At 68.0% G+C, this 21041-nt stretch carries 17 protein-coding genes and 5 pseudogenes; 11 read left to right on the top strand and 11 right to left on the bottom strand.

All coding sequences use genetic code 11. From position 1 onward, the window contains the following. Both ACZ7L9_RS36825 and ACZ7L9_RS36830 read right to left on the bottom strand, forming a co-directional pair. A pseudogene (locus tag ACZ7L9_RS36825) lies at positions 1–273 on the bottom strand (serine/threonine-protein phosphatase); the annotation flags it as partial. A 301-nt stretch (positions 274–574) separates the two neighbouring features. Continuing rightward, positions 575–742 (bottom strand): annotated as a pseudogene (locus ACZ7L9_RS36830) (IS110 family transposase); the annotation flags it as partial. A 311-nt stretch (positions 743–1053) separates the two neighbouring features. Between ACZ7L9_RS36830 and ACZ7L9_RS36835 the strand changes: the two are divergent. The 4 genes from ACZ7L9_RS36835 to ACZ7L9_RS36850 all read left to right on the top strand — a co-directional run bounded on the left by ACZ7L9_RS36835 (position 1054) and on the right by ACZ7L9_RS36850 (position 4982). Further along, entirely contained in the window at positions 1054–1467 is a 414-nt protein-coding gene (locus tag ACZ7L9_RS36835; protein WP_471421886.1) for a hypothetical protein, read from the top strand. Between the two features lie 12 nt (positions 1468–1479). Beyond that, positions 1480–2967, top strand: coding sequence for a hypothetical protein (locus ACZ7L9_RS36840; protein ID WP_471421887.1), 1488 nt, complete (start codon positions 1480–1482; stop codon positions 2965–2967). Further along, a complete protein-coding gene (locus tag ACZ7L9_RS36845; RefSeq protein ID WP_471421888.1) occupies positions 2964–4079 on the top strand; it encodes an ATP-binding protein in 1116 nt (371 codons plus the stop codon). The genes ACZ7L9_RS36840 and ACZ7L9_RS36845 overlap by 4 nt, the downstream gene beginning before the upstream one ends. Positions 4080–4532: 453 nt before the next feature. Continuing rightward, positions 4533–4982 carry a hypothetical protein gene (locus tag ACZ7L9_RS36850; RefSeq protein WP_471421889.1) on the top strand — a complete coding sequence of 150 codons (450 nt, stop codon included), beginning with the start codon at positions 4533–4535 and terminating at the stop codon, positions 4980–4982. A gap of 312 nt (positions 4983–5294) precedes the next feature. Here the strand turns inward: ACZ7L9_RS36850 and ACZ7L9_RS36855 are convergent, their stop codons facing one another. From ACZ7L9_RS36855 to ACZ7L9_RS36870, 4 genes are all read right to left on the bottom strand, one after another. Continuing rightward, entirely contained in the window at positions 5295–7010 is a 1716-nt protein-coding gene (locus tag ACZ7L9_RS36855; protein ID WP_471421890.1) for a hypothetical protein, read from the bottom strand. Positions 7011–7098: 88 nt separating this feature from the next. After that, positions 7099–8541 carry a hypothetical protein gene (locus ACZ7L9_RS36860; RefSeq protein ID WP_471421891.1) on the bottom strand — a complete coding sequence of 481 codons (1443 nt, stop codon included), beginning with the start codon at positions 8539–8541 and terminating at the stop codon, positions 7099–7101. Positions 8542–8968: 427 nt separating this feature from the next. Next, a complete protein-coding gene (locus ACZ7L9_RS36865; RefSeq protein WP_471421892.1) occupies positions 8969–9613 on the bottom strand; it encodes a LuxR C-terminal-related transcriptional regulator in 645 nt (214 codons plus the stop codon). Further along, complete coding sequence (locus ACZ7L9_RS36870) at positions 9601–10755, bottom strand: sensor histidine kinase (RefSeq protein ID WP_471421893.1); 1155 nt, start codon at positions 10753–10755, stop codon at positions 9601–9603. The genes ACZ7L9_RS36865 and ACZ7L9_RS36870 overlap by 13 nt, the downstream gene beginning before the upstream one ends. A 188-nt stretch (positions 10756–10943) precedes the next feature. On the opposite strand from ACZ7L9_RS36870, the gene ACZ7L9_RS36875 reads away from it, so the two are divergent. Then, entirely contained in the window at positions 10944–12293 is a 1350-nt protein-coding gene (locus ACZ7L9_RS36875) for a serine hydrolase domain-containing protein (RefSeq protein WP_471421894.1), read from the top strand. A 92-nt stretch (positions 12294–12385) separates the two neighbouring features. After that, on the top strand, positions 12386–12886 hold the full coding sequence (locus ACZ7L9_RS36880) for a Tn3 family transposase (RefSeq protein ID WP_471421902.1): 501 nt from the start codon (positions 12386–12388) through the stop codon (positions 12884–12886). Between the two features lie 109 nt (positions 12887–12995). On the opposite strand, the gene ACZ7L9_RS36885 is transcribed toward ACZ7L9_RS36880, so the two are convergent. Then, positions 12996–14174, bottom strand: a complete 1179-nt coding sequence (locus ACZ7L9_RS36885) for a GyrI-like domain-containing protein (RefSeq protein ID WP_471421895.1) — start codon at positions 14172–14174, stop codon at positions 12996–12998. 440 nt (positions 14175–14614) lie between these two features. Further along, positions 14615–14938 (bottom strand): annotated as a pseudogene (locus ACZ7L9_RS36890) (IS6 family transposase); the annotation flags it as partial. A gap of 322 nt (positions 14939–15260) precedes the next feature. Between ACZ7L9_RS36890 and ACZ7L9_RS36895 the strand changes: the two are divergent. Continuing rightward, positions 15261–16745 carry a lipase family protein gene (locus tag ACZ7L9_RS36895; protein ID WP_471421896.1) on the top strand — a complete coding sequence of 495 codons (1485 nt, stop codon included), beginning with the start codon at positions 15261–15263 and terminating at the stop codon, positions 16743–16745. Between the two features lie 259 nt (positions 16746–17004). On the opposite strand, the pseudogene ACZ7L9_RS36900 reads toward ACZ7L9_RS36895, so the two are convergent. Then, a pseudogene (locus ACZ7L9_RS36900) lies at positions 17005–17357 on the bottom strand (DDE-type integrase/transposase/recombinase); the annotation flags it as partial. After that, positions 17297–18112 carry an acyl carrier protein gene (locus ACZ7L9_RS36905; protein ID WP_471421897.1) on the bottom strand — a complete coding sequence of 272 codons (816 nt, stop codon included), beginning with the start codon at positions 18110–18112 and terminating at the stop codon, positions 17297–17299. The pseudogene ACZ7L9_RS36900 and the gene ACZ7L9_RS36905, both read right to left, overlap by 61 nt. Before the next feature lie 269 nt (positions 18113–18381). Between ACZ7L9_RS36905 and ACZ7L9_RS36910 the strand changes: the two genes are divergently transcribed. From ACZ7L9_RS36910 to ACZ7L9_RS36920, 3 genes and pseudogenes are all read left to right on the top strand, one after another. Next, positions 18382–18918 (top strand): hypothetical protein, encoded by a 537-nt coding sequence (locus tag ACZ7L9_RS36910; protein ID WP_471421898.1) that lies wholly within the window; start codon positions 18382–18384, stop codon positions 18916–18918. Between the two features lie 530 nt (positions 18919–19448). Continuing rightward, a complete protein-coding gene (locus ACZ7L9_RS36915; protein WP_471421899.1) occupies positions 19449–19658 on the top strand; it encodes a hypothetical protein in 210 nt (69 codons plus the stop codon). Continuing rightward, positions 19651–19814, top strand: a pseudogene (locus ACZ7L9_RS36920) (response regulator); the annotation flags it as partial. The gene ACZ7L9_RS36915 and the pseudogene ACZ7L9_RS36920, both read left to right, overlap by 8 nt. Before the next feature lie 39 nt (positions 19815–19853). On the opposite strand, the gene ACZ7L9_RS36925 reads toward ACZ7L9_RS36920, so the two are convergent. Next, a complete protein-coding gene (locus ACZ7L9_RS36925) occupies positions 19854–20327 on the bottom strand; it encodes a GNAT family N-acetyltransferase (protein ID WP_471421900.1) in 474 nt (157 codons plus the stop codon). A 253-nt stretch (positions 20328–20580) separates the two neighbouring features. Here ACZ7L9_RS36925 and ACZ7L9_RS36930 point away from each other — a divergent pair, with 253 nt between their 5' ends. Then, complete coding sequence (locus tag ACZ7L9_RS36930; RefSeq protein WP_471421901.1) at positions 20581–21021, top strand: transposase family protein; 441 nt, start codon at positions 20581–20583, stop codon at positions 21019–21021. The last annotated feature ends 20 nt before the right edge of the window (positions 21022–21041 follow it).

A 21041-nucleotide genomic window follows, 5' to 3' on the forward strand; every position in this document is an offset into this window, starting at 1 on the left:
CTGCGCGACGTGGTTTTCGTCGAAGCCGCGGAATACGGCGATGAGGCTCTGGCCTCCCACGGCCAGTGCCCCGATCAGTGCCGTCAGCCGGTAGCTGGCGAATGCGGTGGTGATGGCAGGCGCTACGACGAGCAGCGGGCCGAGGTGGATGGTTTCTGGCGTGCTGATGTCCGCTACGGTGATCGCCGCGATCAGCACCAGGGGAATCGCTACCAGTGCATAGCGCGACTGCCAGAGTTGCCGTACACGGGCGATGTGCTGCCCAATGTGCATGTATCCAATGTGCACGATCCGCCGGGAAACCGAGCACCTCGCCGACTAGAGGGTGCCAGACGCGGATGTGCCGAATCATGGGCACCTGGTGACCGTCGGATGCTTCGGATGCTCATGTGGCGCGGTCGACGAGAGACCCCGGGGGCGGCGTACAGCCTGCACGATCTGAGGGCCTGACGATGTCGCCGGTGATCGAGTGGCATGTCGGCGCCCCTGAGGCGTGGCTGGCCTTGGAGTGCCAGATCGTCCCGGGTGCGGAGCGTCGCTGCGGCCCCGTGAGATACTTCAGGGTTCTGACTCGTCAAGCGGCGGCAGCGAGTTCGACGGGGAAGGCCGTTTGTTCGTCGCATAGCTTGCGGTGCTGGAGGCAGTGGTAAAGCTGGCCGAGCATGCGGTTGAAGAGGTTTCTCTGGGCGGCAGCGTGCCAGTCTCCGTGGTCGTCGCGGCGCCTTCGGTAGTGGGCCTTGGCGCGCCGGGTGAGGCGGGGCCGCATGCCCGCACACACCGAAAGCACCGCCCCGGCCCCGGAGGGCCGCGGCCCCCCAGCCGCCCGCCTATGGCGTTCCCTCCCCGGCCCTGCTGACCCGCGCGGACCGGGGCTACGCCCGGTTCCTCGGTCAGCACGGCGAGGGGCGTTGTCACGTTGGTGGGGTGTTGATCGATTGAGGGCGCGTCAGGGCGTGGAGGACCCCGCCCAGACCGGCCTTCGACCCGAAGAGCCGTACCCTCCGCCAGCGGTACCAGGCCAAGGCCGACCAGCTCACCCAGGCCGGAGCGCCGGTGTCCGCGGCCACCGTGGAACGCAAGTGCGCGGCCTGGCGCAAAGACGGTTTGATGGGTTTGGTCGGCAAACGGCATCTGCGCACCGCGACCTCGCATGGACGCGTCGACGGGCGAGTGGTCGACATCGTGTGGGAGATCCTGGACGACGAACGTGCCAGGGGCCTGTCACCGGGAACGCTGTCCCGGCTGATCGACCGAGTGGAGCAGACGATTCGGGCCCGCTACGCACACCTGCTCGTCGACCCGAAAACCGCCCGGGGGCTGGTGAACAGTCCGGCGACGTTCTACCGGCTGCTGGAACGGCTGAGGATCACCGCGGAGAACGCACATACCGCCGCGGCCCGGCATGCGGCCGGCTCCGCGATCTCGTCGGCGCGGCCCGGGGCCCGGCGGGCGACCTGGGCCCGCTGACCCGGGGAACTGGTGCAGATCGACACCACTGGGCTGGACGTCCTCGTCCTCGGGGACGACGGACGGGTCATCTCCGTGGAACTCACGATCGCGATCTGTGTGGCGACCCGCAGCATCGTCGGCTCGCTGATCGTACCCAAGCGGGTCGGCCGCACAGGCGGGACCGGACGGTGGCTCGCCGGGCGAGCCACCCGCTCCTTCGACACCATGCAGGTCGTCGCCCAGACCACAGCCCCGCTGCCCGCGCGGCCGGGCTGGGCGCCGGAGACGTTCATGGAAGGCTCCGACCTTCCCTTCGAGGAGCTCCTGGCCGCCGACCCCTGCTTCGCCGGCGCCGCCGCACGGCCCGTCATCAAGCCGGAAACACTCGTCGTCGACCACGGCTCGCCGTTCATCTCGGCGGATTTCACCCGAGCCTGCCTCTCCCTGGGCATCGAGGTACGCGAGGCACGACTGCGCACCGCCACTGACAAGGCGATCGTGGAGCGCGCCATGCGGGCGGTGAAGACCGGCTTCAGCCAGTACCTGGCCTCCTACACCCACCACCGCCTTGACCTGCGTGGCAAACGCGTCCGCAAGCAGCCGCTGTGGACGATCCCCCAGCTCCAGGAACTGTTCGAACAGTGGGTGGTCCTCCACTGGCAGCAGACCCCCCACGGGGCACTCCGCTCCCCCTTCACCCCCGGGCTGCGTCTGACTCCGAACCAGATGTACGCGGCGCTGGTGTCCCTGCGCGGCTACCGGTCCACCGCCCTGGCCGAGCAGGAGAACCGCAAGCTGCTGCCGGCGGTGTGGGTGCGGGTCAGCCGCAAGGGTTTCCAGATCAACAACCGCACCTACAACCTCGGCCGGGGAGAGCTGGACCCCTGCCGCGGGTCCTCAGGGATCACAGCCCAGCAGGGCCGGTGGGAAGTCCACTACTCCCCCGACCATCCCGAGGTCGCCTGGCTGTTCAACCACCGAGCCGAACCGGGCACCGACCCGTGGATCGAGGTGCCCTTCATCCACCGCAGGCTGCTGAGCGACCGGTGGACCGAGGAGACCTGGGCCGAGGCCCTGCACATCCACCTCGCCGGCGGCGGCAGCCGCCGCGACGAGGCGGCCATCGCCCGGGCCACCACCCATCTGCTGCGCGACCTGGCCGCCGGGCCGACGCCCGGCAGCGCGTCACCGGGCCCCCGCCCGGCTACGGTATCCCGCCCGTCCCGGCCCTCGCTGCCGTCGCCTGCCAAGCCCTACGACGCCGACATGCCGCCGCTGGACCCGGACACCGTCCGCCCGTTCCGCACGCTCGACCGGCCCGCTGGAGAGCTCTTCGACACACCCGAGCCCGTCCGGGGCGCGGAACAGACCCTCGAGGACTTCCTGGCGTCCCTGCCCGGCTTGCATCCGCCCGGCCCCGGCCCAGCCACGCCGGGAGACAACAACACCAATCCTGCGCCGCCTGGCGGCCTGCCCAGCGACGCCCCCGGCAACAGTCGGCAAGGAGACGAACAGTGAAAACCCCCGTACGCGACGCGCGCAGCGCCTCACCCCCAGCCCCGGTCTCGGTCCTGCCTCTCGGGTCGCCGACCACCCTGGACGGCTGGCGCGCCCGCGTGCGGCACAAGCCCTCTCGTCCCCCGATCCCGCCACCGGCCGACGACTCCACGCCCTCCGGCAAGGACGGAGCCGACGAAAACGACCCCCGCGTGCGTTACCACGCCCAGCTCGGACTCGTCGAGACCACCGACATCATCAAGGGATCGCTCACCGCTCGGCGACTGTTGCGTCACAACGGGGAACGCCGCCATCCCTGCCCGCACGTCGCCATCGACAGCGACTGCCGCGGCACGGGCAAACGCACGCTGCTGCACCACATCGGCCTGGGCCACCAGGGCCGCCGCGAAAAGCTCTACGACATCGACGACAGCCGCATCCCCGTCGTCTGCATCAACGCCCCGCCCGAGCCCGGCACGCCCGCCGACTGGTCCGCGGCCCTGGCCGCCTTCCTCGGCTGGGACCTCTACCGCCCCGACACCCAGCAGCGGCCCGTGCAGCGCATGAAGGACTTCACCGGCCCTGCCGTCCACGTCATGCGGCACTCCCGCACCGAGGTCTGCCTCATCGACGGCATCGACCGGCTGCGGCCCGAGGACCTGCAGCCGACCTTCGACTACTTCGACTACCTCGCCGACGAGCTGGACCTGACCGTCTTCTGGAGCGGCATCGGCTCCAGCGACATCCTCCGGGAAGCCCGCGCAGCTCGCTTCCCCGCCCTGCGGCGTCCTACCGAGGCCACCGCGCAGATCCGGCCGCGCTCGGTGCCCACCCTGTGGGTCAACCGGCTGCCGCCCCGCTGCAAGGAGCACCCCGACGAGTGGGTCAGCACCGTGGCCACCCTTGACGGGCGGCTGAGCCTGCGCCATCACCGGCCCGGCAGCCTCCTGGACTACGAAAAGGACATCTACCGGATCACCGACGGGCTCATGGAACATCTCACTCCTCTGGTCGGTATGGCCGGCCAGCTTGCCATCCTCGACCGCACGGAAGCCATCACCCGCGACGTCCTGTACGACGCTGCCCGCTACCTCGACCTGCCCACAGCCGACGAGAACGACACGACGCAGTGACCGGGGCCCCATCCCCTCACACTCGCCAAGAGCTCGGCATGCCCATCGCTGGTGGTGGCAGCAACCCGCCGACTCCGGCTCACTGACGCCATACCGGCATGACGCCGCTCGGGCCTTCCCCCGTGATGGTGGGCACGCTTCGTTGATCACGCGGCGAGCGTGAGCTTAGCCGCGTGGTGTCGGTGTTCGTATTCGTTGGGGCTGAGGTGGCCGTTGGCGGAGTGCCGGCGCCGGGTGTTGTAGCGGGCCAGCCGGGCAAATACCGTCCTTCTGCAGGTGGCGGCGTCGCCGTAGTTCCGGGTGTGTCGACGATCACGTAATTCCCCACCTCTGCGGTCACGTAATTCCCCAGGTCCTCGCTTCAGTGCAGGTCTAGGTTGGCGAGCATGACCTTGGGCGGGTGGAACTATCGCTATGTCGGACCGGCCGAGTTGAGGAGTCTCGTCCGGCCGGATGGCGAGGGTCAGAGCGTGGGCGGACTTCGATGCGTGGGTCTCGGCTCGGACGGCGGAGGAGTTGGCTGAGCCCTTCACCTTCGTTGTTGATCAGGCTGGGGTCCTGCGTCTCGCACCGCGTCGCAGGGAGCACGTGGTGTGTGCCGGTGGAGAAGCGGTCCTGAGTGCTGGCGAGATCAGCTTCCGTGAGGAGTCCGGGCGGTGGGCGGTCGACGAGGTCAGCAATCAGTCGACCGGCTACTGCCCGGACATCAGCTCGTGGTCAGCCGTCGCCGAGGCCCTGGACCAGGCCGGGATCGTTCGCCCGTCCGGTTTCACGCACGAGGTGCTGTTCCGACGCTGCCTCTCCTGCCAGCAGCTCAACATCGTGCGTGAGGAGGACTTCGTCTGCGTCTTCTGTGACGAGGCCCTGCCGCGGGAGGGGAACGTCGACCAGCCCGGACGCTAGGCGGTCGGCGGCTTGCCGGTCGGGTTCTTGGGCCGCTTGTTCGGCCGGTAGCTGGGGCCGTTCATGACTGGTGATCGAAGGCTCTGGTGCGGGATCCAGGTCGTCGTGGCAGGAGTCCTGTGTGGCGGCCCCGCCTCGGTCGATGGCCCGCCGCACGGCCGCCGCGTCCCGCGTGGTCTACGCCGTCGCATGCGGGCACGGACTTGCCCCGGTGGGGCGGATGTCTGGTCCGCGGTTGCCGGCGAACCCTGCTGTGGCTGTGGGTCGCCATGCTCCTGCCGCGCCGGGTCGGCTGTGTTGCAGGTGGATGCTTCAGTCGGCGGCTGAGGCGTTCAGCCACGCGGCCAGTTCGTTGTAGTCGCAGGCCCTGCGCAAGGTCTGTCCGTTGGGGCGGGTGTCGATGATCTGTGTGGCATCGCCCAGTGGGGTGTAGGGGGTGTGGGGCAGGCACACCACACCCAGGATGCGCTTGTAGCGGGTCAGGTCGTAGTTGGTGCCCTGAGGCTGCTCGGTGAGGGTGCGAGTGACCTGCTGCCACTTGGCGACGGACTGCTCGATGAGGCTGGCGCTGTTGCGGACGGTACGGAAATCGCCGGCGTCGTAGAGTCCGGTGTAGGGGCGGCTCTTGCACGAGACGAGCAGCAGGGTCTCGCCGTCCTCGCCGACGGCGTCAAAATCGGTGAGAACGTTCTGGCCGTACGGGCGCGGCTGGAGGCCTCGGCGGGGGGCGTGGGGTGAGGGTTTCCAGGGCGAGCGGTCGATGAGGCTCTGCACGGTCTGCTCGAAGTGCTCGGCCCGGATGTTGACCAGCGGGCCCTGCCCCTCGGGAGCGATGGTGCACAGGGCGAGCAGATGGCGGGTGGCGGCATCGAGGTCGACGACGATGTCGGGGCCGGCGTGGTGCAGAACAGGGGGTGGGGTGAGCGGCCATCTGGTCACCGGCAACGCGTCCAGCAGTGTCAGGACGGTGTCGGGCTCGGTCAGATGGTGGTCAGGGAACCAGGTGTCCAGTTCGCTGCGCAGCATGGGCAGCACATGGGCGAGGTAGCTGGTGAGCAGGTCGCGGCCCAAAGTGACGTAGCCGTAGCGGGTCAGGCTGAGCCAGCCATGACTGGTGTAGTGAAAAAGATAGAAACTGAGGGCTTGCAACAGCGCGACAAGTGCGGGCAGTTGGGGCTGCCACCAGGCAACGTGAGGGTTACTGAGGGCCAGCAGATTGCGTAGTTGTCCGAGGGACAGGCCACGTGGGGTGAAGCGGCCCCACACGACGACGGGAGTGCCGTCGTCTGGGGTTCCCTGCCAGGACGGCAGCCCCTGCCAGGCTGGAAGGGGGGCCACCGCGATGATGGGCAGTGGATCGTCCTCGTGATGATCCTCGGACAAGACCTGCGTTCCGGCGCCGAGCAGCCCGGCGCCGAAGGCGGCCACACGCTGGTCGTACAGGGCGATGGCCTCCTCGAGATGCGCGGTGGGCACGTTGACCGGCAGGGGGTGGCCGGGCCGCGACTGAAAAGCCATCCCTTTGCCGGCCCGGCGCAGTCGGGAGTGGATGTCGCTGAGGACGATGGTGGTCATGGCCAGGCGCAGCACGCGACGGACCACCCCGTCGGTGATGGGAAAGGCGATCTGCCCATCGCTGTGGGGCAGAGCGGGACAGGGCTTGGTGCTGGTAGTGGCCATCAGCTCCATCAGACCGCGGTCGTAGGGGCCGGTGGTGGGCAGCTCGCCCTCGAAGAGGTCGGGCAGGCGGCGCAGGTACCACAGCCACTGAACGGCCGGATAGGACTGGGCCAGAGCGCGCAGGTCCTGCTCGAGGGCCTGGCGCAGGCGGGTGAAGTACTCCCCCGCTTCGACGGGCTCCAGGGTGGCGGGCGGCGGGCAAGCGGCCAGGAGTTTCTCGACTGTGTGGGCGGCCCACCGGGCGGACGCGGCAGGCCATTCATGCTCGGCCTGGGTGAGGAACTCCGTCGTGGTCGGGTCCAGGACGAGTTTCTTGGAGTGCTTGCGCAGCTCGTCGGGCGTGATCACGGCACAAGGATGGCACCGTCCTCGGACGTCCTGGGCACCGGTGCCCGAGCGGCCGCCGCCCGCTCTCCCTGCGGCGGTGCGCGATGGCTCATGGGCGGGCCGGGGCGGGGATGGTGATGTGCAGCAGGTGGGGACGCGGGGCCTGGTCGTTGCCGCAGATGTCGGTGAGCAGGTAGACGGCGTCGTCACTGGCGGCGGCCAGGCCGGTGATGTAGGTGGTGTTCGGCAGCCGCAGCAGCAGTGTCGAGCGGTGGGCGCGGGTGTCGACGGCGACGAGGGCCTTCTCCATGCCCTGTCCGGTCGGGCCGGCGAGCAGGACGGTGTGCTCGCCGACGGCCAGGGCTGTTTGCGGGGTGAGCGGGGCGGAGTCGGTCCACCGGTCGCTGGGGCAGTGCAGACCCTCCTCAAGGCGGGTGGTGACGCCACGCCCGCCGCCCGCCAGGAAGAGGGTGCCCGACCGGGTCAGTGCGGCCTGGTGAACTCCGCCAGCGAAATCGACATCGTAGGAGATGCTGTCGGCGAGTGTGTCGCCCAGCCGGATCAGCGTGTGCCCGCCAAACCCTTGGGCGGTTCGGGGCCCTTGGGTGGTGAACGCCCATGCGGTGTGGTCCGGGCCAGGCATCAGCCAGCCATGGCCCTTGCACCCGCCGCCTACCACGTGTACCTGATCGTCCGTCATCCGTAGGACGGCTTCCTCGTTGTGCAGGAGGGTGTCGCTGTCGGGCGTCACGAGAGCCGGCCCTTTGCAGAGGGCGGGACCCGTAGTCCAGGAGCTGCGACCCGTTGCCGGATCGACGCGCAGCATGCCGGACATCGTCGTCCACAACAGCCCACTTCCACCGGTGTGCGCGAGGCCGCTGATCTCCCCTTCCGTCCAAGCGCCGTCTGCGGTCAGCACATGTGTGACCGTGACGCCCGGCTCGGGGACCGCGGGGAATCCGTCGATGCCCTGCGCCGAGGGGCGCAGGAATGATGGCGGTGGCCCCACATCGGGTTTCGGCAGCAGGTCGGCCAGCGGCACGTACGAGCCACCGCGCCCGGCGGTGACGGCCAGGTGCCGATAGAAGAGGAACTCGGCACTGAGCAGTCCGGACACCATGGCCTCGACGTGCGAGCGATCCAGCAACACCACACCCGCATGGAAGTCCGCCCAGTTGCGCACCGCTGCGGTGAAGCCAGACATGGACACCAGAACGGGGCGGACACCCGGCGGTCGGCCCTCCAACCTCTCCTTGATCTTCGACCGCGCGTTGGCATCCACCGGTGCGTGCTGCCACTTGGCCTCGAGGATGTAGGGGGTGTACCCGAGCATGAACGACACATCGGTCTCGTCCCGGCCATCCAGCCCGCGCTGATCGCTGACCACGTCCCGCAGGCCGCCCCAGCACAGCACCTTGGCCAGGAACGCGTTAAACCGCTGCCCGCGCGCCGCCTCCTGGCCCGGCACGCACTGGTGCAACTCCTGGTAGTCGGCCATGAGCTGAGTCAGTCGGGCGGGCACCGGAGAGCCGGATACGGCGTGCGCTGTCACGCCGTCGACGGTAGCCGGTCAGACGCCTCCCTGGCCGCTCCAGAATTCTCAACGCAACTGCGGGATTCTCATCAGGCTTGCGGTACGGCAGGCCAAGGCCCTGATCGGCGTGGAAGAAAGCACACGAAGCATCTCTCAATCATCTGCAGCTACGCAGGTCATAGCGATCCCCCTACCGCAACACGGATGAGAACTCACACACCGTTTGCCGGGTCAGAAAGGCCACGGGCGACTGTCGGCCAACATGATGCTCTCCGAGCGGCAACGACTTGTGGCCGGTCGCCGTCCCGCCTGTTGCCCTATGACAACCCGGCGTGCCTGGCCGCCTGCGGCCTTTACCTCGTCGCCTTCGGCATCTGACACAGCGACAGGCGCGCTGCCGGCTCCGGAGTCAACCCCCGAATGACTTCCAAAGCAAACCACTTGGTTACTGGCGGCTGAGATAGGTGAGGACTGCGAGGACGCGGCGGTGGCCGCTGTCGGCCGGCGAGAGGCCGAGCTTGGCGAAGATGTTGCCGATGTGCTTGTGGACGGCGTTCTCGGTGATGACGAGCCGGGCCGCGATCGTGGCGTTGTCCTTTCCTTCGGCCATCAGGGCGAGAACTTCGCGTTCGCGTGGCGTGAGGGCGGCAATCGGGTCGTGGACGTGACGGGTGAGGAGCTGCCCGATCACCTCGGGGTCCATGACGGTACCGCCGGCGGCGACCCGTCGCAGCGCGTCGATGAACTCGCTCACCCGGCTCACCCGGTCCTTGAGAAGGTAGCCGACGCCGCCGCGTCCATCGGAGATCAGCTCGCCGGCGTACTGCTGCTCGACGTATTGGGAGAGGACGAGCACGGGCAGGCCGGGGTGCTGGCGGCGGGCGTGGATGGCAGCGTGGATGCCCTCGTCGCGGAAGGTTGGCGGTAGCCGTACGTCGACGATGGTGACGTCCGGTCGGTGTTCGGTGACGGCAGCGACGAAGCCGGGGGCGTCCTGGGTGATCGCGGCTACGTGAAAGCCCTTGGCGGTCAGCAGGAGTTCCAGCCCGTTGGACAGCAGGACGTTGTCCTCGGCGATCACGACCCGCACGTCAGGCTCACAGTGATCGTGGTCGGGCCGCCGCTGGGGCTGTGGATGTGGACGGTGCCGTCGAGCGCCAGGACACGGTGGCGGATTCCGGCGATGCCGGTACCCAGCGTCTCGTCGGCGCCGCCGACTCCGTCGTCGGTGACCTCGATCGACAGCCGGTCACCGTCGCGTGCGACGCGGACGGTGGTCCGGGTGGCCTGGCTGTGCTTGGCAGCGTTGGTGAGCGCCTCGGCGATCGTGAAGTAGGCCACGGCCTCGACCGCGGCGGGGATCGTGCCGAGGTCGCCGATATCGAGGGTGGTGTCGATCGCCGATCGGGTCCCCAGCGCGGCCAGCGCCCCTGCGAGGCCGCGATCGGCGAGGATCGGCGGGTAGATCGTCCGGATCACCGCACGAAGCTCTGCCATGGCCTCCTCGGTACTCTCATGCGCTTCCTCCAAGAGTCTGGCCACCATCTGGGGGTCCTCGCTCAGCAACTCACGGGCCACGCCCAGCCGCATCGCGATGGCCACCATCCGGGCCTGGGTGCCGTCGTGCAGGTCACGTTCGATCCGGCGGAGTTCCGCGCCGTGCGCGTTCATGGCGCCGGCCCGCGTCTTGGTCAGCGTCTCCACACGCTGCGCCAACCTCTCGGCGGCCGAGGGGGACAGCAACGCAACACAGATCCGGGCGTGTAGGCGCGCCAGCAGTGGAACCAGCCAGTAGGTCAGGGCCGCGAAGATGACGATTTGCGCGGTCCCCAGGGTCAACGCCGTGCCCCACCCGGACAGTGGAACACCGGCGGCGAAGCCGCCCGCGCGGGTGCCGGCGGGCAACGCCCACCACAAGGGCACCGTAATGGCCGTAGCCACCGCGTTACCCGCGCACAGCACCACGACGAGCCCGAACGCCAGACTGCTCACGATGCATGTGCACAGCCACCCGAGAACACGCCACGTACCGACACGGACGGGACCAGAACACGGAGAAAGCAGCAGCCGGTCGGCGCGGCGACGATGCCACGACGCCCAGGCGCGCGCCATCATCGGGACGACGAGCACGGGCAGCGCGAACAGGGCGAGCGCAGCGGTGAACAGGCTTCCCAGTAGATAACCCAGACCGCGCGACATCGCCGAAAGCCGACTGGCCTCAAGGTAGTTCATTCGCACAAGTCTGAGCCATGGCTACCGCGCCCGGCACTACAGCCCACTACCCCTTTTTCCCACCAGTGAGCGGTACCGTCAGCGCACCTCAGCCAGACCTAGCGTCAACGCCCATGACGACTTCACCGATTCGTTCATCACGGCGACGCGGCCGATCCCTCCGGCGAAACCTGGCGCTGGCCGCCATCGTGACCGGAACCCTTTCCACCAGTTGTACGTCCGGGGCGGGCGCCGCCAAACAGCACGACGACCAGGCCCAGCTTCGGCGCGACGCCGACGCGATCACCGCACTCGGCGTGACGGGAGTGCAGGCCCGCCTGGTCACCTCCGACGGCCGGAACCTGACCGCCACCAGCGGCGTCGCCGACCTGACGACCCAGCAGCCGGTCCCTCGGAACGGCCACTTCCGGATAGCCAGCGTCACCAAGACCTTCGTGGCCACCGTGATCCTGCGACTCGCCGGCGACGGCAAGCTCTCCCTGAACGACACAGTCGAGCGATGGCTGCCCCGCGTGGTGTCCGAAATGGGCAATGACGGCCGCGCGATCACCATCCGCCAACTGCTCCAGCACACCAGCGGCATCCACGATGACTACCCCGACTACGCCTCGGCGAATAACTTCTACCAGCATCGATACGACACCTACACCCCCGAGCAGACCGTCGGCCGAGCAATGCGCCACCGGCCGGACTTCCAGCCCGGCAAGGACTGGAATTACTCCAACACCGGCTACGTCCTGCTCGGCATGATCATCCAGCGGGTCACCGGGCACCCCTGGCATCAGGAGGTACAGGATCGGATCGTCCGGCCGCTCGGCCTCGATCACACCTTCTGGCCGGGTACTTCCCCCACTCTGCCCCAGCCACACGCCGAGACCTACCAAAGGTTCAAGCCCGGCGAACCGCCCGTGGACGTCACCGAGCAGGTCGGCTCGGGCACCAATGGAGAGGCCGGACTCGTCTCCACCACCGCCGATATCAACCGATTCTTCCGTGCCCTGCTCGGCGGCCGGCTCCTGCCCCCGGCGCAGCTGACGCAGATGAAACAGACCATCCCAGTCAGCAAGGAGTTCGAGCAGCTCATGCCGGGCGTCCGTGATGGGCTGGGGCTCTTCTCGCGCCCGCTGTCGTGCGGCGGCAGGTACTGGGGCCACGAGGGCGGCGATTCCGGGTGGATCACCGCCGACGGTGTCACGGCCGACGGCCAGCGCAGCGTCACGGTCTCGTTGTCGGGCGTGTTCGCCCAATCGGCGGACGACGTCCTGCACGTGGAACAGGCCGAAAGCAAGCTGGTCGACGACGCCCTGTGCACGACTCCGAACGCCGGACCATCAGCGGCGTTGAGGTCCTCCGCATGGAGCGGGTACGGGACATCTGCGCGGCGCACGGTCCGGAATCAGGAGGGCCGGGTGGCGACGGCGGCGTCCGCAATCCCGCAACGGATCCGGCGTCATCCTGACTACATCGCCTGGCTGGTCGATAGATGCAACACCGGCTCCGGAGGCAACCCCCGAAGGATTTCCGGAGCCAACCACTAAGGTAGCGTTGTCTCGCTCGTAATCGGCCGAGCCGCTCCAGAGGCGGAATCCCCCGATCGGATCCGGCGACGGCCCTTACGCCGTCACGCATCCTGGACGCGGTCTTCAGCCTCGACACCCCCGACCGGCCCCAGGTCGTGATCACGGATACCAGGTCCGTCAGCGACCTGGTCTTCGGACTGTTCGCGATCTGCGGCTACCAGTTCTCGCCCCGGATCGCGGACATCTCCGATGCGCGGCTGTGGCGCTTCGACCTTGCGGCCGACTACGGGCCGCTCGAACCGGTCTCGCGCCAGCGGGTCCAGGTCGCCCGGATCCGCGAGCACTGGGAGGACATGCTGTGCGTGGCCGGCTCCCTGACCACTGGTCAGGTCCGCGCCTGCGACCTGCTGCGGATGGTGAACAACGGCGACCGGATGACCGGGCTGGGGGACGCGTTCGCCGCCCACGGGCGGATCTTCAAGACGCTCCATCTGCTGCAGTTCATCGACTCCGAGGTGTACCGCAGGATGACCGGCGTGCAGCTGAACATCGGCGAGGGCCGCCACGCGCTGGGCCGCACGCCGATGTGCTCCAGCGTGCTCTTCAGGTAGGCCTTCTCGCCCTCGGCCCGTCCGGGAACGGCGTTGTCGTGCAGCGCAGCCCTGAGTTGGTCGGCCAGGACCGGGGCGGGCGGGATGGCCGCGGGAGGTGATGTGTGGGTCATCGTGGTTGGACCGGCTGACGCAGGATGGTCTTCATCTTCTCGGGGGCGGTCTTGCGAGGGTCGCTGAGGTAGATCTCGTGGTGCAGGCCGGATTCCTGCAGGCCGTTGGCGTCGAGGTAGGTGTGGTGGAGTTCGTGCAGCACGGGTGCTTCGTCGTCGTAGGAGCCGATGTGCAGCACCTGGGCGCTGGGGCCCTCGCGGAGCGTCAGGTGCCGCAGCTGGGAGATGACGCGGAGTTTCTTCTTGGTCAGCGCGGTCTGCTTGGCGTCCTCGATCGTCTCCTTGGTGATCCAGGGGGGCACGTTGATGAGCATGGTCCAGTTCCAGGTGTCCTTGGCGCGTGCGGTGAACGCCTCGGGCCGCTCGGCCCACCACAGTCCTTCCAGCGGGGCGACGACGAAGTCGCCGCCGGCGGTCTGCTTGCTGGCGAACTTCAGGGTGTAGGCGACCGCGTAGAGGGCCTCGACCGCGGCAGCGTAGGCGGGCGCGGTGTTCGGGTTGCCGGTGCCGTCGATGGCGATGAATTGCTGCTCGGGAACGTCCACGACTGCCCACGCGGTGTTCTTGGGCGCGTAGAGCCTCTTGTGTTCCTTCTTGACGTCGTACGGTGTCATGGGTGTCTCTCCTCCTGGGAGCTGTGCATCGCTCAGCGATGCGCGGTAGCGGGTGAGCCAGACCTGCTCGGCCGAGAGTTGGCTGAGGGTGTAGTCGAAGATCGCGTGCACGAACCCCGGGGCCTGCGGCTCCATGGACGCGGCCTGCCGAATGTGTTCGATGCGCTCGGCGAGCGCGCGGGAACGCTGGTCGAGCGCATCGAGCAAGTGCTCGTGGTCGATCGCCGGCTGGTTGGCCAGCCCCACCAGGACGCGCGGGAAGAGCGGGTGGAGCTCCGCGATCGCCGCCTCGGCCGCCGCCGAGCAGGCCCGGTGTCCTTCCGCGGTCGCGGCGTAGACCTTGCGCGCCTTGCCACCCCCGGAGCGTGTCGGACCGGTCTGGGTGATCAGGCCCTTCTCCCGGAGCTTCGTCAGTAGGTAGTAGATCGAGCTGAACCCGATCTCCGTCCACTCGCGCATCCCGCGCTCGGAGATCACCGTCTCCAGTTCGTATCCGTGTCGGGGCTGCTCCAGCAGCAGGCCGAGCAGTGTCAGCTCGGCAGCGGACAGGTCTGGCTTCATGCCCCTATTCTAGCGCTAGAATACGGGCCGCGTCTTCGGGCTCGCTCAGCGCCGGGGCCCCTGCTTGGGCGTGGCGCCACCGGCTGCCGCGTTGATGAGAGGCCGGGGCTGGAGCCGGACCGCGAGGGCCCTTTTCGCCCGTACCCGCGGCGCCGGGCGGGACACCCAGGGCAGAAGCGCTGGCAGGATCCCGCACGGACGAAGAGGACTGCCAATGCGAGTAGGGCTGCTGTGAGCGGATCGGGTCGCCGATCGCCTGTCGGCAGACGATGGCACCCTCAAGTGATCAACGCACCACCCACGGATGATCATGTGATCGTGGAGGTACGGGTGCGTGACTACGGGTTTTCGCCGGCTCAGCAGGATGAGATTTGGAGACGCTGGCGAGGGGCAGTCGTTCAGCTTGATCGGGCGGGCGCTCGGGGCACCGATGCAGCTCAGATGCCGCTGAACGCGGCCAGGAACCGCTGGGCTGCGCCGACGGAGCGGAAGCCCTTCATCGCGCGTTCGCGCTGGCGGGTGGGCTGGTGGCTGTTCTCGGCCCGGTTGTTGAGGCCCTTGCGTGAGCGGTGCTCGACCGAGGGCATGACCTCGCGATGGGCGGCGCCGTAGGAACGGAGTTTGTCGGTGACGATCACCCTGGGCACCGCCCGGGTCTTCTGCATCAGGCGGAGGAAGAAGCGTCTGGCGGCGGCCTTGTCCCGGCGGCTCTGCAGGAGGATGTCGAGCACGTTGCCGTCGGCGTCGACGGCCCGCCACAGGTACTTCTGCTCGAACCGTCATGACCACACCGGCCCTCCAGGCCGCGTGACTGAACTTGTCACCCAAGTCCGCATCAGACCCATGGACCATGCCTTCGCTGTAGAGGAAATGACCGAGTTCGTGGACCTTGCCAACGAGCATCTACAACCGCGACGACGAGGTTGCAGGGAAAACAGATCCTTGAAACCGTTCACTACGGTTTTAGTCGGACCCCATTCCAGTGAACTAGAGAACACAAATGGCCTGACATCCGTCAGGGTACTGAGTATGCGAATACATTGAAATGGAGATGTTTGACGATGAGTGAAGACTTAAGGAGCGAGCATGGCGGCACAACAGGCCACTCCGATCACGCCTCAGGTAGCCATGACCCTGGCCGCCATCGCGGCAACTGGAGCGACTCCGCGTCCGTCGGGGGAAACCCTTCAAACCCAGACCGAGCGGATCAAGCTCGGCATCTCCCGGCAGTTCTCCAACTCCCCCCTGACGAAAAACTGGACACCGACGTGGCTCGCGTTGAGCCCGGACAACGCGAACATGGCGTACATCGCCAAGAACAACGACGGCTCGAACCAGTTTGCCGTGGTCGTCCGCGGGACAATCGCCAGCGTGACCGACATTCTCGAAGACCTCGACGTCGGCACGGTGGTGCCGTTCACCGCCAGCGGGTCAAATTCCCCCATCTCCGTATCGAAGGGGGCGATGGACGCCTTCACTCAGGTCGTCGATATGCGTTCGCTCAGCACGAGCTCCAATCTCGTGCAGGCGCTCGCCGGCCTCTTGACGGGGATTCCGCAGCCGACGGTCTACGTGATCGGTCACAGCCTGGGTGGTTGCATCGCAAACATGGTCGCGCTGTACCTGAAGGCGCAGACCTGGCAGCAAAGCCGGCCGCAGTTCGGTCTGGTCACCTTCGCGGCACCCACCGCCGGTCTGCAGAGCTTCGCCGACTACCTAACCTCCCAGTTCGGGAGCATGAACCAACGCTACGTCAACGCCTACGACGTGGTGCCGCTGGCCTGGGCCGATCTCCCCGCCGCGGAGAGCTGGTACCCGGATCCCGGACCAGCGGCGACCCTCGAGGTGAAAGTGCTCCTCGGGTCGATCGCAACTCTGCGCGGGAACAATGTCTACGTCCAGCCGGGCACTGCCGTCAGCAAGAACACCGACTACATGACCCACGACGACAATCTGGTCAAGGCCTCGGTTGAGGATTTCCTGGGCCAAGTCGCATTTCAGCACGCCAACTCCACCTACCTCAGACTGCTGGACGCGCCCGTCCCCTCCGGGCCGCCGACGGTGACCAGCGTGCTCCCCAGCTTCGGCGCATCGGGCACACAGGTCACTATCAAGGGCCACGACTTCAGCAAGGATTGCAACGTCGACTTCGGCCCCGTCCCGTGCCAGAAACCACCCACGTTCAACCCTGACGGCACCATCACTGCCGAGGTGCCCGACGGAGCCGGCATCGTCAACGTGTATGTCACCAACCCCCTGGGCACCTCCCCGGCAGTCCCGCTCGGGCAGTTCGCCTACGGCGGGCCCGAACCCGTGGTGGTCACCGGCATCACACCGGACAGGGGCAAGGCCAACGACTCGGTCACTATCTCCGGCGCGGGCTTCGCGAAAGGCGCCACCGTGCACTTTGGGAAGAACACCTCGCCATCCGTCCAGGTCGACTCGGACAAGATCGTCGCCAAAGCACCCCCGTCGGGCAAAGCTACGAGCACGACCGTGGACATCACCGTGACCGTGAACGGCTACTCGTCCCCCACCAGTCCAGCCGACGAGTTCACCTACACCGGGTGACTCCAAAGTCGGTCAACTCACTGGTCCCGGCCAACGGTCGCCCCGCGGCCCGGGCCACACGCTCGCCCAACAACTGGCCGACACAGACGAGAACGCGACCGACGGGCCCTCGCTCCCGGCCAGAGCCCTGCTCCCGGCCCACCGGAGGAGACCGCAAGTGCACCGGACCTCAGGGCGATTCCCACCACTGGCCTCCACGCCCTCTGCCCCCACCGATCCGCCGCTGCGTTGTCAGCCTGGCATTCCCCGGCATTGTCAGAGTGATCTCGTTCCAGATGGTGAATCGGTCCTTCATGGCAGTGGGCACTCGGGGGCGAACAACAAGTGGCGTCCGGGGCCGAAGCGCGGGGAGATCCGACTGAACGAGGCCAGGAAGCGCTGTGCCCCACCGACAGAGCAAAAGCCCTTCATCGCACGTTCGCGTTACCTTGTCGGCTGGTGGGAGTTCTCCGCCCGGTCGTTCAACCCCTTGTGCGCGCGATGTCCCACCGAGGGCATCACCTCGCGATGCGCACTCCCGTAGAAAACCCGGGGCACCGCACCCGCGCCCTTCACAAGCTTGCGGAAGAACCGTTTCGCAGCGGCCACGTCACGCCGGTTCTGCACCAGGATGTGCGCACCCGGGCCCGGTAGCGGGCCTCGTTCGCCGCGGCCTCCACCGCCAGCGCCTTCAGCGTGGATTCCCCGGCCACCGGATAGATCACCTTGCGGACCGTGCCGCCCGGCTCCGCGACCGCCGCCTCCGCCAGCCGCAGCAGGATGCCCTCCTTGCCGCGGACCCGCTTGAGCTCCTTGTTGAACTCGTTCTCGACCTTCTTCTCCGCCCGCGTGTTTATCCTCTGCACGAGCTGGATGAACAGCTCCACCAGCGAGTCGGTGATCTCCGTATCCCGCACATGGCACAGCGTCGACAGCAGCGTGTACCGCACCGGACCCGCCGCCACCCGCAGGTCCGAGGGGTACTCCTTCGCCGTCCGCGCCCGCCAGGCCGTCACCAGCTTCTCCGACACGTCCGCGAACAGCTCCGGCGGCAGCTGAAGCCCGCGCACCCGCTGGAGCTTGTTCACCTCCGCCAGCAGGCTGTCCAGCCCCAGCGCCCCCGGGTCCGCCTTCAGCTCGGCGAAGAACGTGCCCCCGCCGCCCACGCTCTCCTCATCCGCGCCAGCGTCCTCGGCGATCAGGTCGTCCAGCCGGGACCGGGTCGCCGCCGACAGCCGATCCATCGTGGCCGCGCAAAACCGCTCCTCGAAGGTGCTGACCGCCGACCCCACCAGCCGGGCGATCCGCCCCGGCGTAGGCGGCTCCGGCCGGTCCTTGCGGCAGCGGGCCACCACGGCCTCCGCCAGTCGGTCCCGGCTCAGTTCCACCCCGCACAGCTCGACCGCCAGCCACTCGGCGAGATGGGCCTGGTCCTCCTCGGTGCACTCACGCCCGCCGGCCTGCGGAGTACTCAGGCGGGTCGCGCGGCCGCTCTGGTTCCGCCAACACCAGCTGCTCCCTCAGGCGGTCATCGCCATCGGGCGGTGCTCTGCGGCACGCAACTGCCCCTGCAGTTCCGGCCGCAGGGCCCGACGGTGCCACCCCGCGGGACTTCCCGCGCAGTCCGTGACCTGAGATCCCCGGTGATCACCGGACGGTGGCCGATTCGCGCTCTGTCCGGCACTTGCTGCCAGGTGATGGGCTGGGCGTTGTGCCGGGGATCATCGCGGCGGCTATCGCCGTCATCGGAACGCTGCTTGGTGCCGTTGTCGCGCACCGCTACCAGGAGAAAGCCGCAGTCCGCGCCGACCGCGAGCGAAGCCACCAGCGTCTCCTCGATGCGTGTGCTGACTTCATTGCCCTGGCGGAGGACTATCGACGGGCACAGTACGACCGGTGGACAAGCCATCATGCGGTCCCCGAATCCGAGGCAACCCTCGCGACCCGGGCCGAGTCGTACCGGCTCTACGTCGAGGTCCGCAGCAGCGCCTTCCGGCTCCGCCTCGTCGCCCTCGGCCCGCAGGCGCAGCACCTCGCCGAGCAGGCCGCTGAGGTCCAGGCGAGAACCCGAGAGATCTTCTTCGCTGACGATAAGGCCGACATGCTCGCGCGAGGTGAAGTAGCGGAGCAGGCCTGTGAGGCCTTCGTGGCCCGCGCCAGAGAGGTGCTTCGCGGGACGGCAGGGCACTCCTGAAGCGGCGAAGTGAGGATTGCTTCTTCGTCGCCGACCCGGAATCCGCGCTGCTGTCATCCGCCGGCCGACTTTCCCCGAGGCAGCTGAAGGCCCCGCTGGAGACCTGCGGGGCCAGATTGGAGGTGTTGGGGCCAACGGGTTTGAAGACCGGGTGAGGTGCACGGCGGCTGGCGGCAGGTTCGGCTGCCAGCCGGTGCGCGGGATATCGTAGCTCGGCCCGTGCTCGCCAGTGCCGACTCCTTGTGGCTGGATGTCAGCAACGTTGCAGCGCAACGGCTCGGCAACGGACAGGTCCGCCACGGCCTTGATCTGCCAGAACACCCATGGCCGGGTGGGACGGAGCGGTGGCAACAGGAAGCGCTGTTGCTTCTGTTCCCTGATTACAGGCTACAACGGTTCCGAACTCCGTCATCCTGTGATTCCCCCTTTCACAATCCGCTGGATGGGCGATAAGTCCCGCCGCTGTGAGACGGGTTGGATGAATCGAGGTCTTGGTGGACCGGCCGCTGCTGTCGCTGAGAACGACCCCGGTGTTCCTGCTCGCATTACTCGCCGGCGTGGCGGCGGGCGGGCTGACCGCACTCGCGGGTGAAGGCACGCCACGCGGCCTGCTCGCGGGCCTTGCCGCCGCTGGGCTGGCGGTTCCCCTCTTCAACCGCCTCATCGACACCAAGAGCAGTGGGAGCCGGCAGCGCGAGTACGCGGGTGCCGCCGCCGGGGCGGGGGAGGGAAATGAGTGAACTGCGACCGCTGGGGGACGATCTCACGGCTGCTTCCCGTGCTCTCGCCCAGGCCCTGCGGGAGCTGTTCGAGGGATGGAGGTGTCTGTGCGCCGGTACGCGGCCCGGCGCCAGCGCGATCCGGGGACGTTCTCGCGCTACCCGAACGGCACCCGCTAACGGCCTGGGGAGCGATTACCAGTGACGGCTGGTGGGTCAGGGCCACGAGACATTGAGCGGCAGATCTCGGTGGAGGACGGCCATAGCCCGGCCGGGGCCGTTGTAGTCGTCGACGATCTTCGTGTCGAAGCCGAGGCTGCGATGGAAGGCGATTGAGCCGGTGTTCTCGATTGACGTGATCGCCTTCAACTGCCGTGCACCGTGACGTTCCGCTGCTTCAGCGAACGCCGTATACAGACGACGCCCGAGACCGGTGCCACGGGCGTCGTCCCGTGTGGCGATCAGATGCACGTACCCGGTGCCGTCAGGGGTGACGAACCCGAAGATGTACCCACGGATTCCGTCCTCGGCTCGGACAACCAAGCAGGTGGAACCGAACTCCTGCACCAGCGCCAGAAGGTGCAGCGACCGAAGGTCGCGTTCGCCCCAGTAGCGGGGGTGATCAGTCAGGACCTGGTGGAAGTCGGCCACCCCGGCAGGTGCGATGCGTATCCCCATGATGCCGATCATGACAGGCGCCTTGGCCGTTACGGGCGACGGTCCGCTCGGGTTGGCAAGTTGTGACGCAAGCCCGGGCCCGTGCGGCCTGTTCCCACCCTGCCCTATCCGGGGTCTCCTGCGCACATTTCGGCGAGCTGCTCGAAGAACTCGCCCCCCAGTGGCAGGCCGCCCGTGAGTCGGCCTTGCGCGAGCGGCGGGGCGGGGACCGCAGGCGGGCTGTTGGTGCCGGGCCCAAGCAACGCCTGGTATTCGTCGACCGGGGGTGCACCTGCGGCTGGGGCTGCCGCACGCCGCTCTGACACAGCTGTACGGCGAGGCCCGCTCCACCGTCTCCGCAGCAGTCCGAGAGGTCCGCCCACTGCTGGCAGCCCGAGGCTTCGCCGCCCCTGACCGGCCCGGGCTGCGGCTGCGCTCACTGGAGGACGTATTCGCCTACGCCGAGGCAGAAGGCGTGGACCTGCGGATCGACGGGACCGAGGTGCAGGTCCGCCGCCCACGCGCGGGTCGCCCCGGCCGCAAGGCGTTCGTCCCCAGCAAGAAGAAGCAGAACACGGTCAAGACCACCACCTTCAGCGACGCGCAGGGCCGCACCCTGTTCAGCAGGGTGGTCCGGCCCGGCCGGATACATGACCAGAGTGCGACACGAAGGCGCACGCAACGAGCGGTTGCGCGGAAAGGAGGCCGACTGATGTCGGCGGCGTAATCCCAGGCCAGTGTCCGAGT

The sequence above is a fragment of the Streptomyces sp. NPDC111516 genome (assembly GCF_055635345.1).

What these genes read in the sequence shown, in the direction of transcription:
- ACZ7L9_RS36870 (WP_471421893.1), bottom strand. Translation starts at nt 10,755, where the DNA reads ATGAACTACCTTGAGGCCAGTCGGCTTTCGGCGATGTCGCGCGGTCTG.
- ACZ7L9_RS36895 (WP_471421896.1), top strand. Translation starts at nt 15,261, where the DNA reads ATGGCGGCACAACAGGCCACTCCGATCACGCCTCAGGTAGCCATGACC.
- ACZ7L9_RS36885 (WP_471421895.1), bottom strand. Translation starts at nt 14,174, where the DNA reads ATGAAGCCAGACCTGTCCGCTGCCGAGCTGACACTGCTCGGCCTGCTG.
- ACZ7L9_RS36925 (WP_471421900.1), bottom strand. Translation starts at nt 20,327, where the DNA reads ATGATCGGCATCATGGGGATACGCATCGCACCTGCCGGGGTGGCCGAC.
- ACZ7L9_RS36850 (WP_471421889.1), top strand. Translation starts at nt 4,533, where the DNA reads ATGGCGAGGGTCAGAGCGTGGGCGGACTTCGATGCGTGGGTCTCGGCT.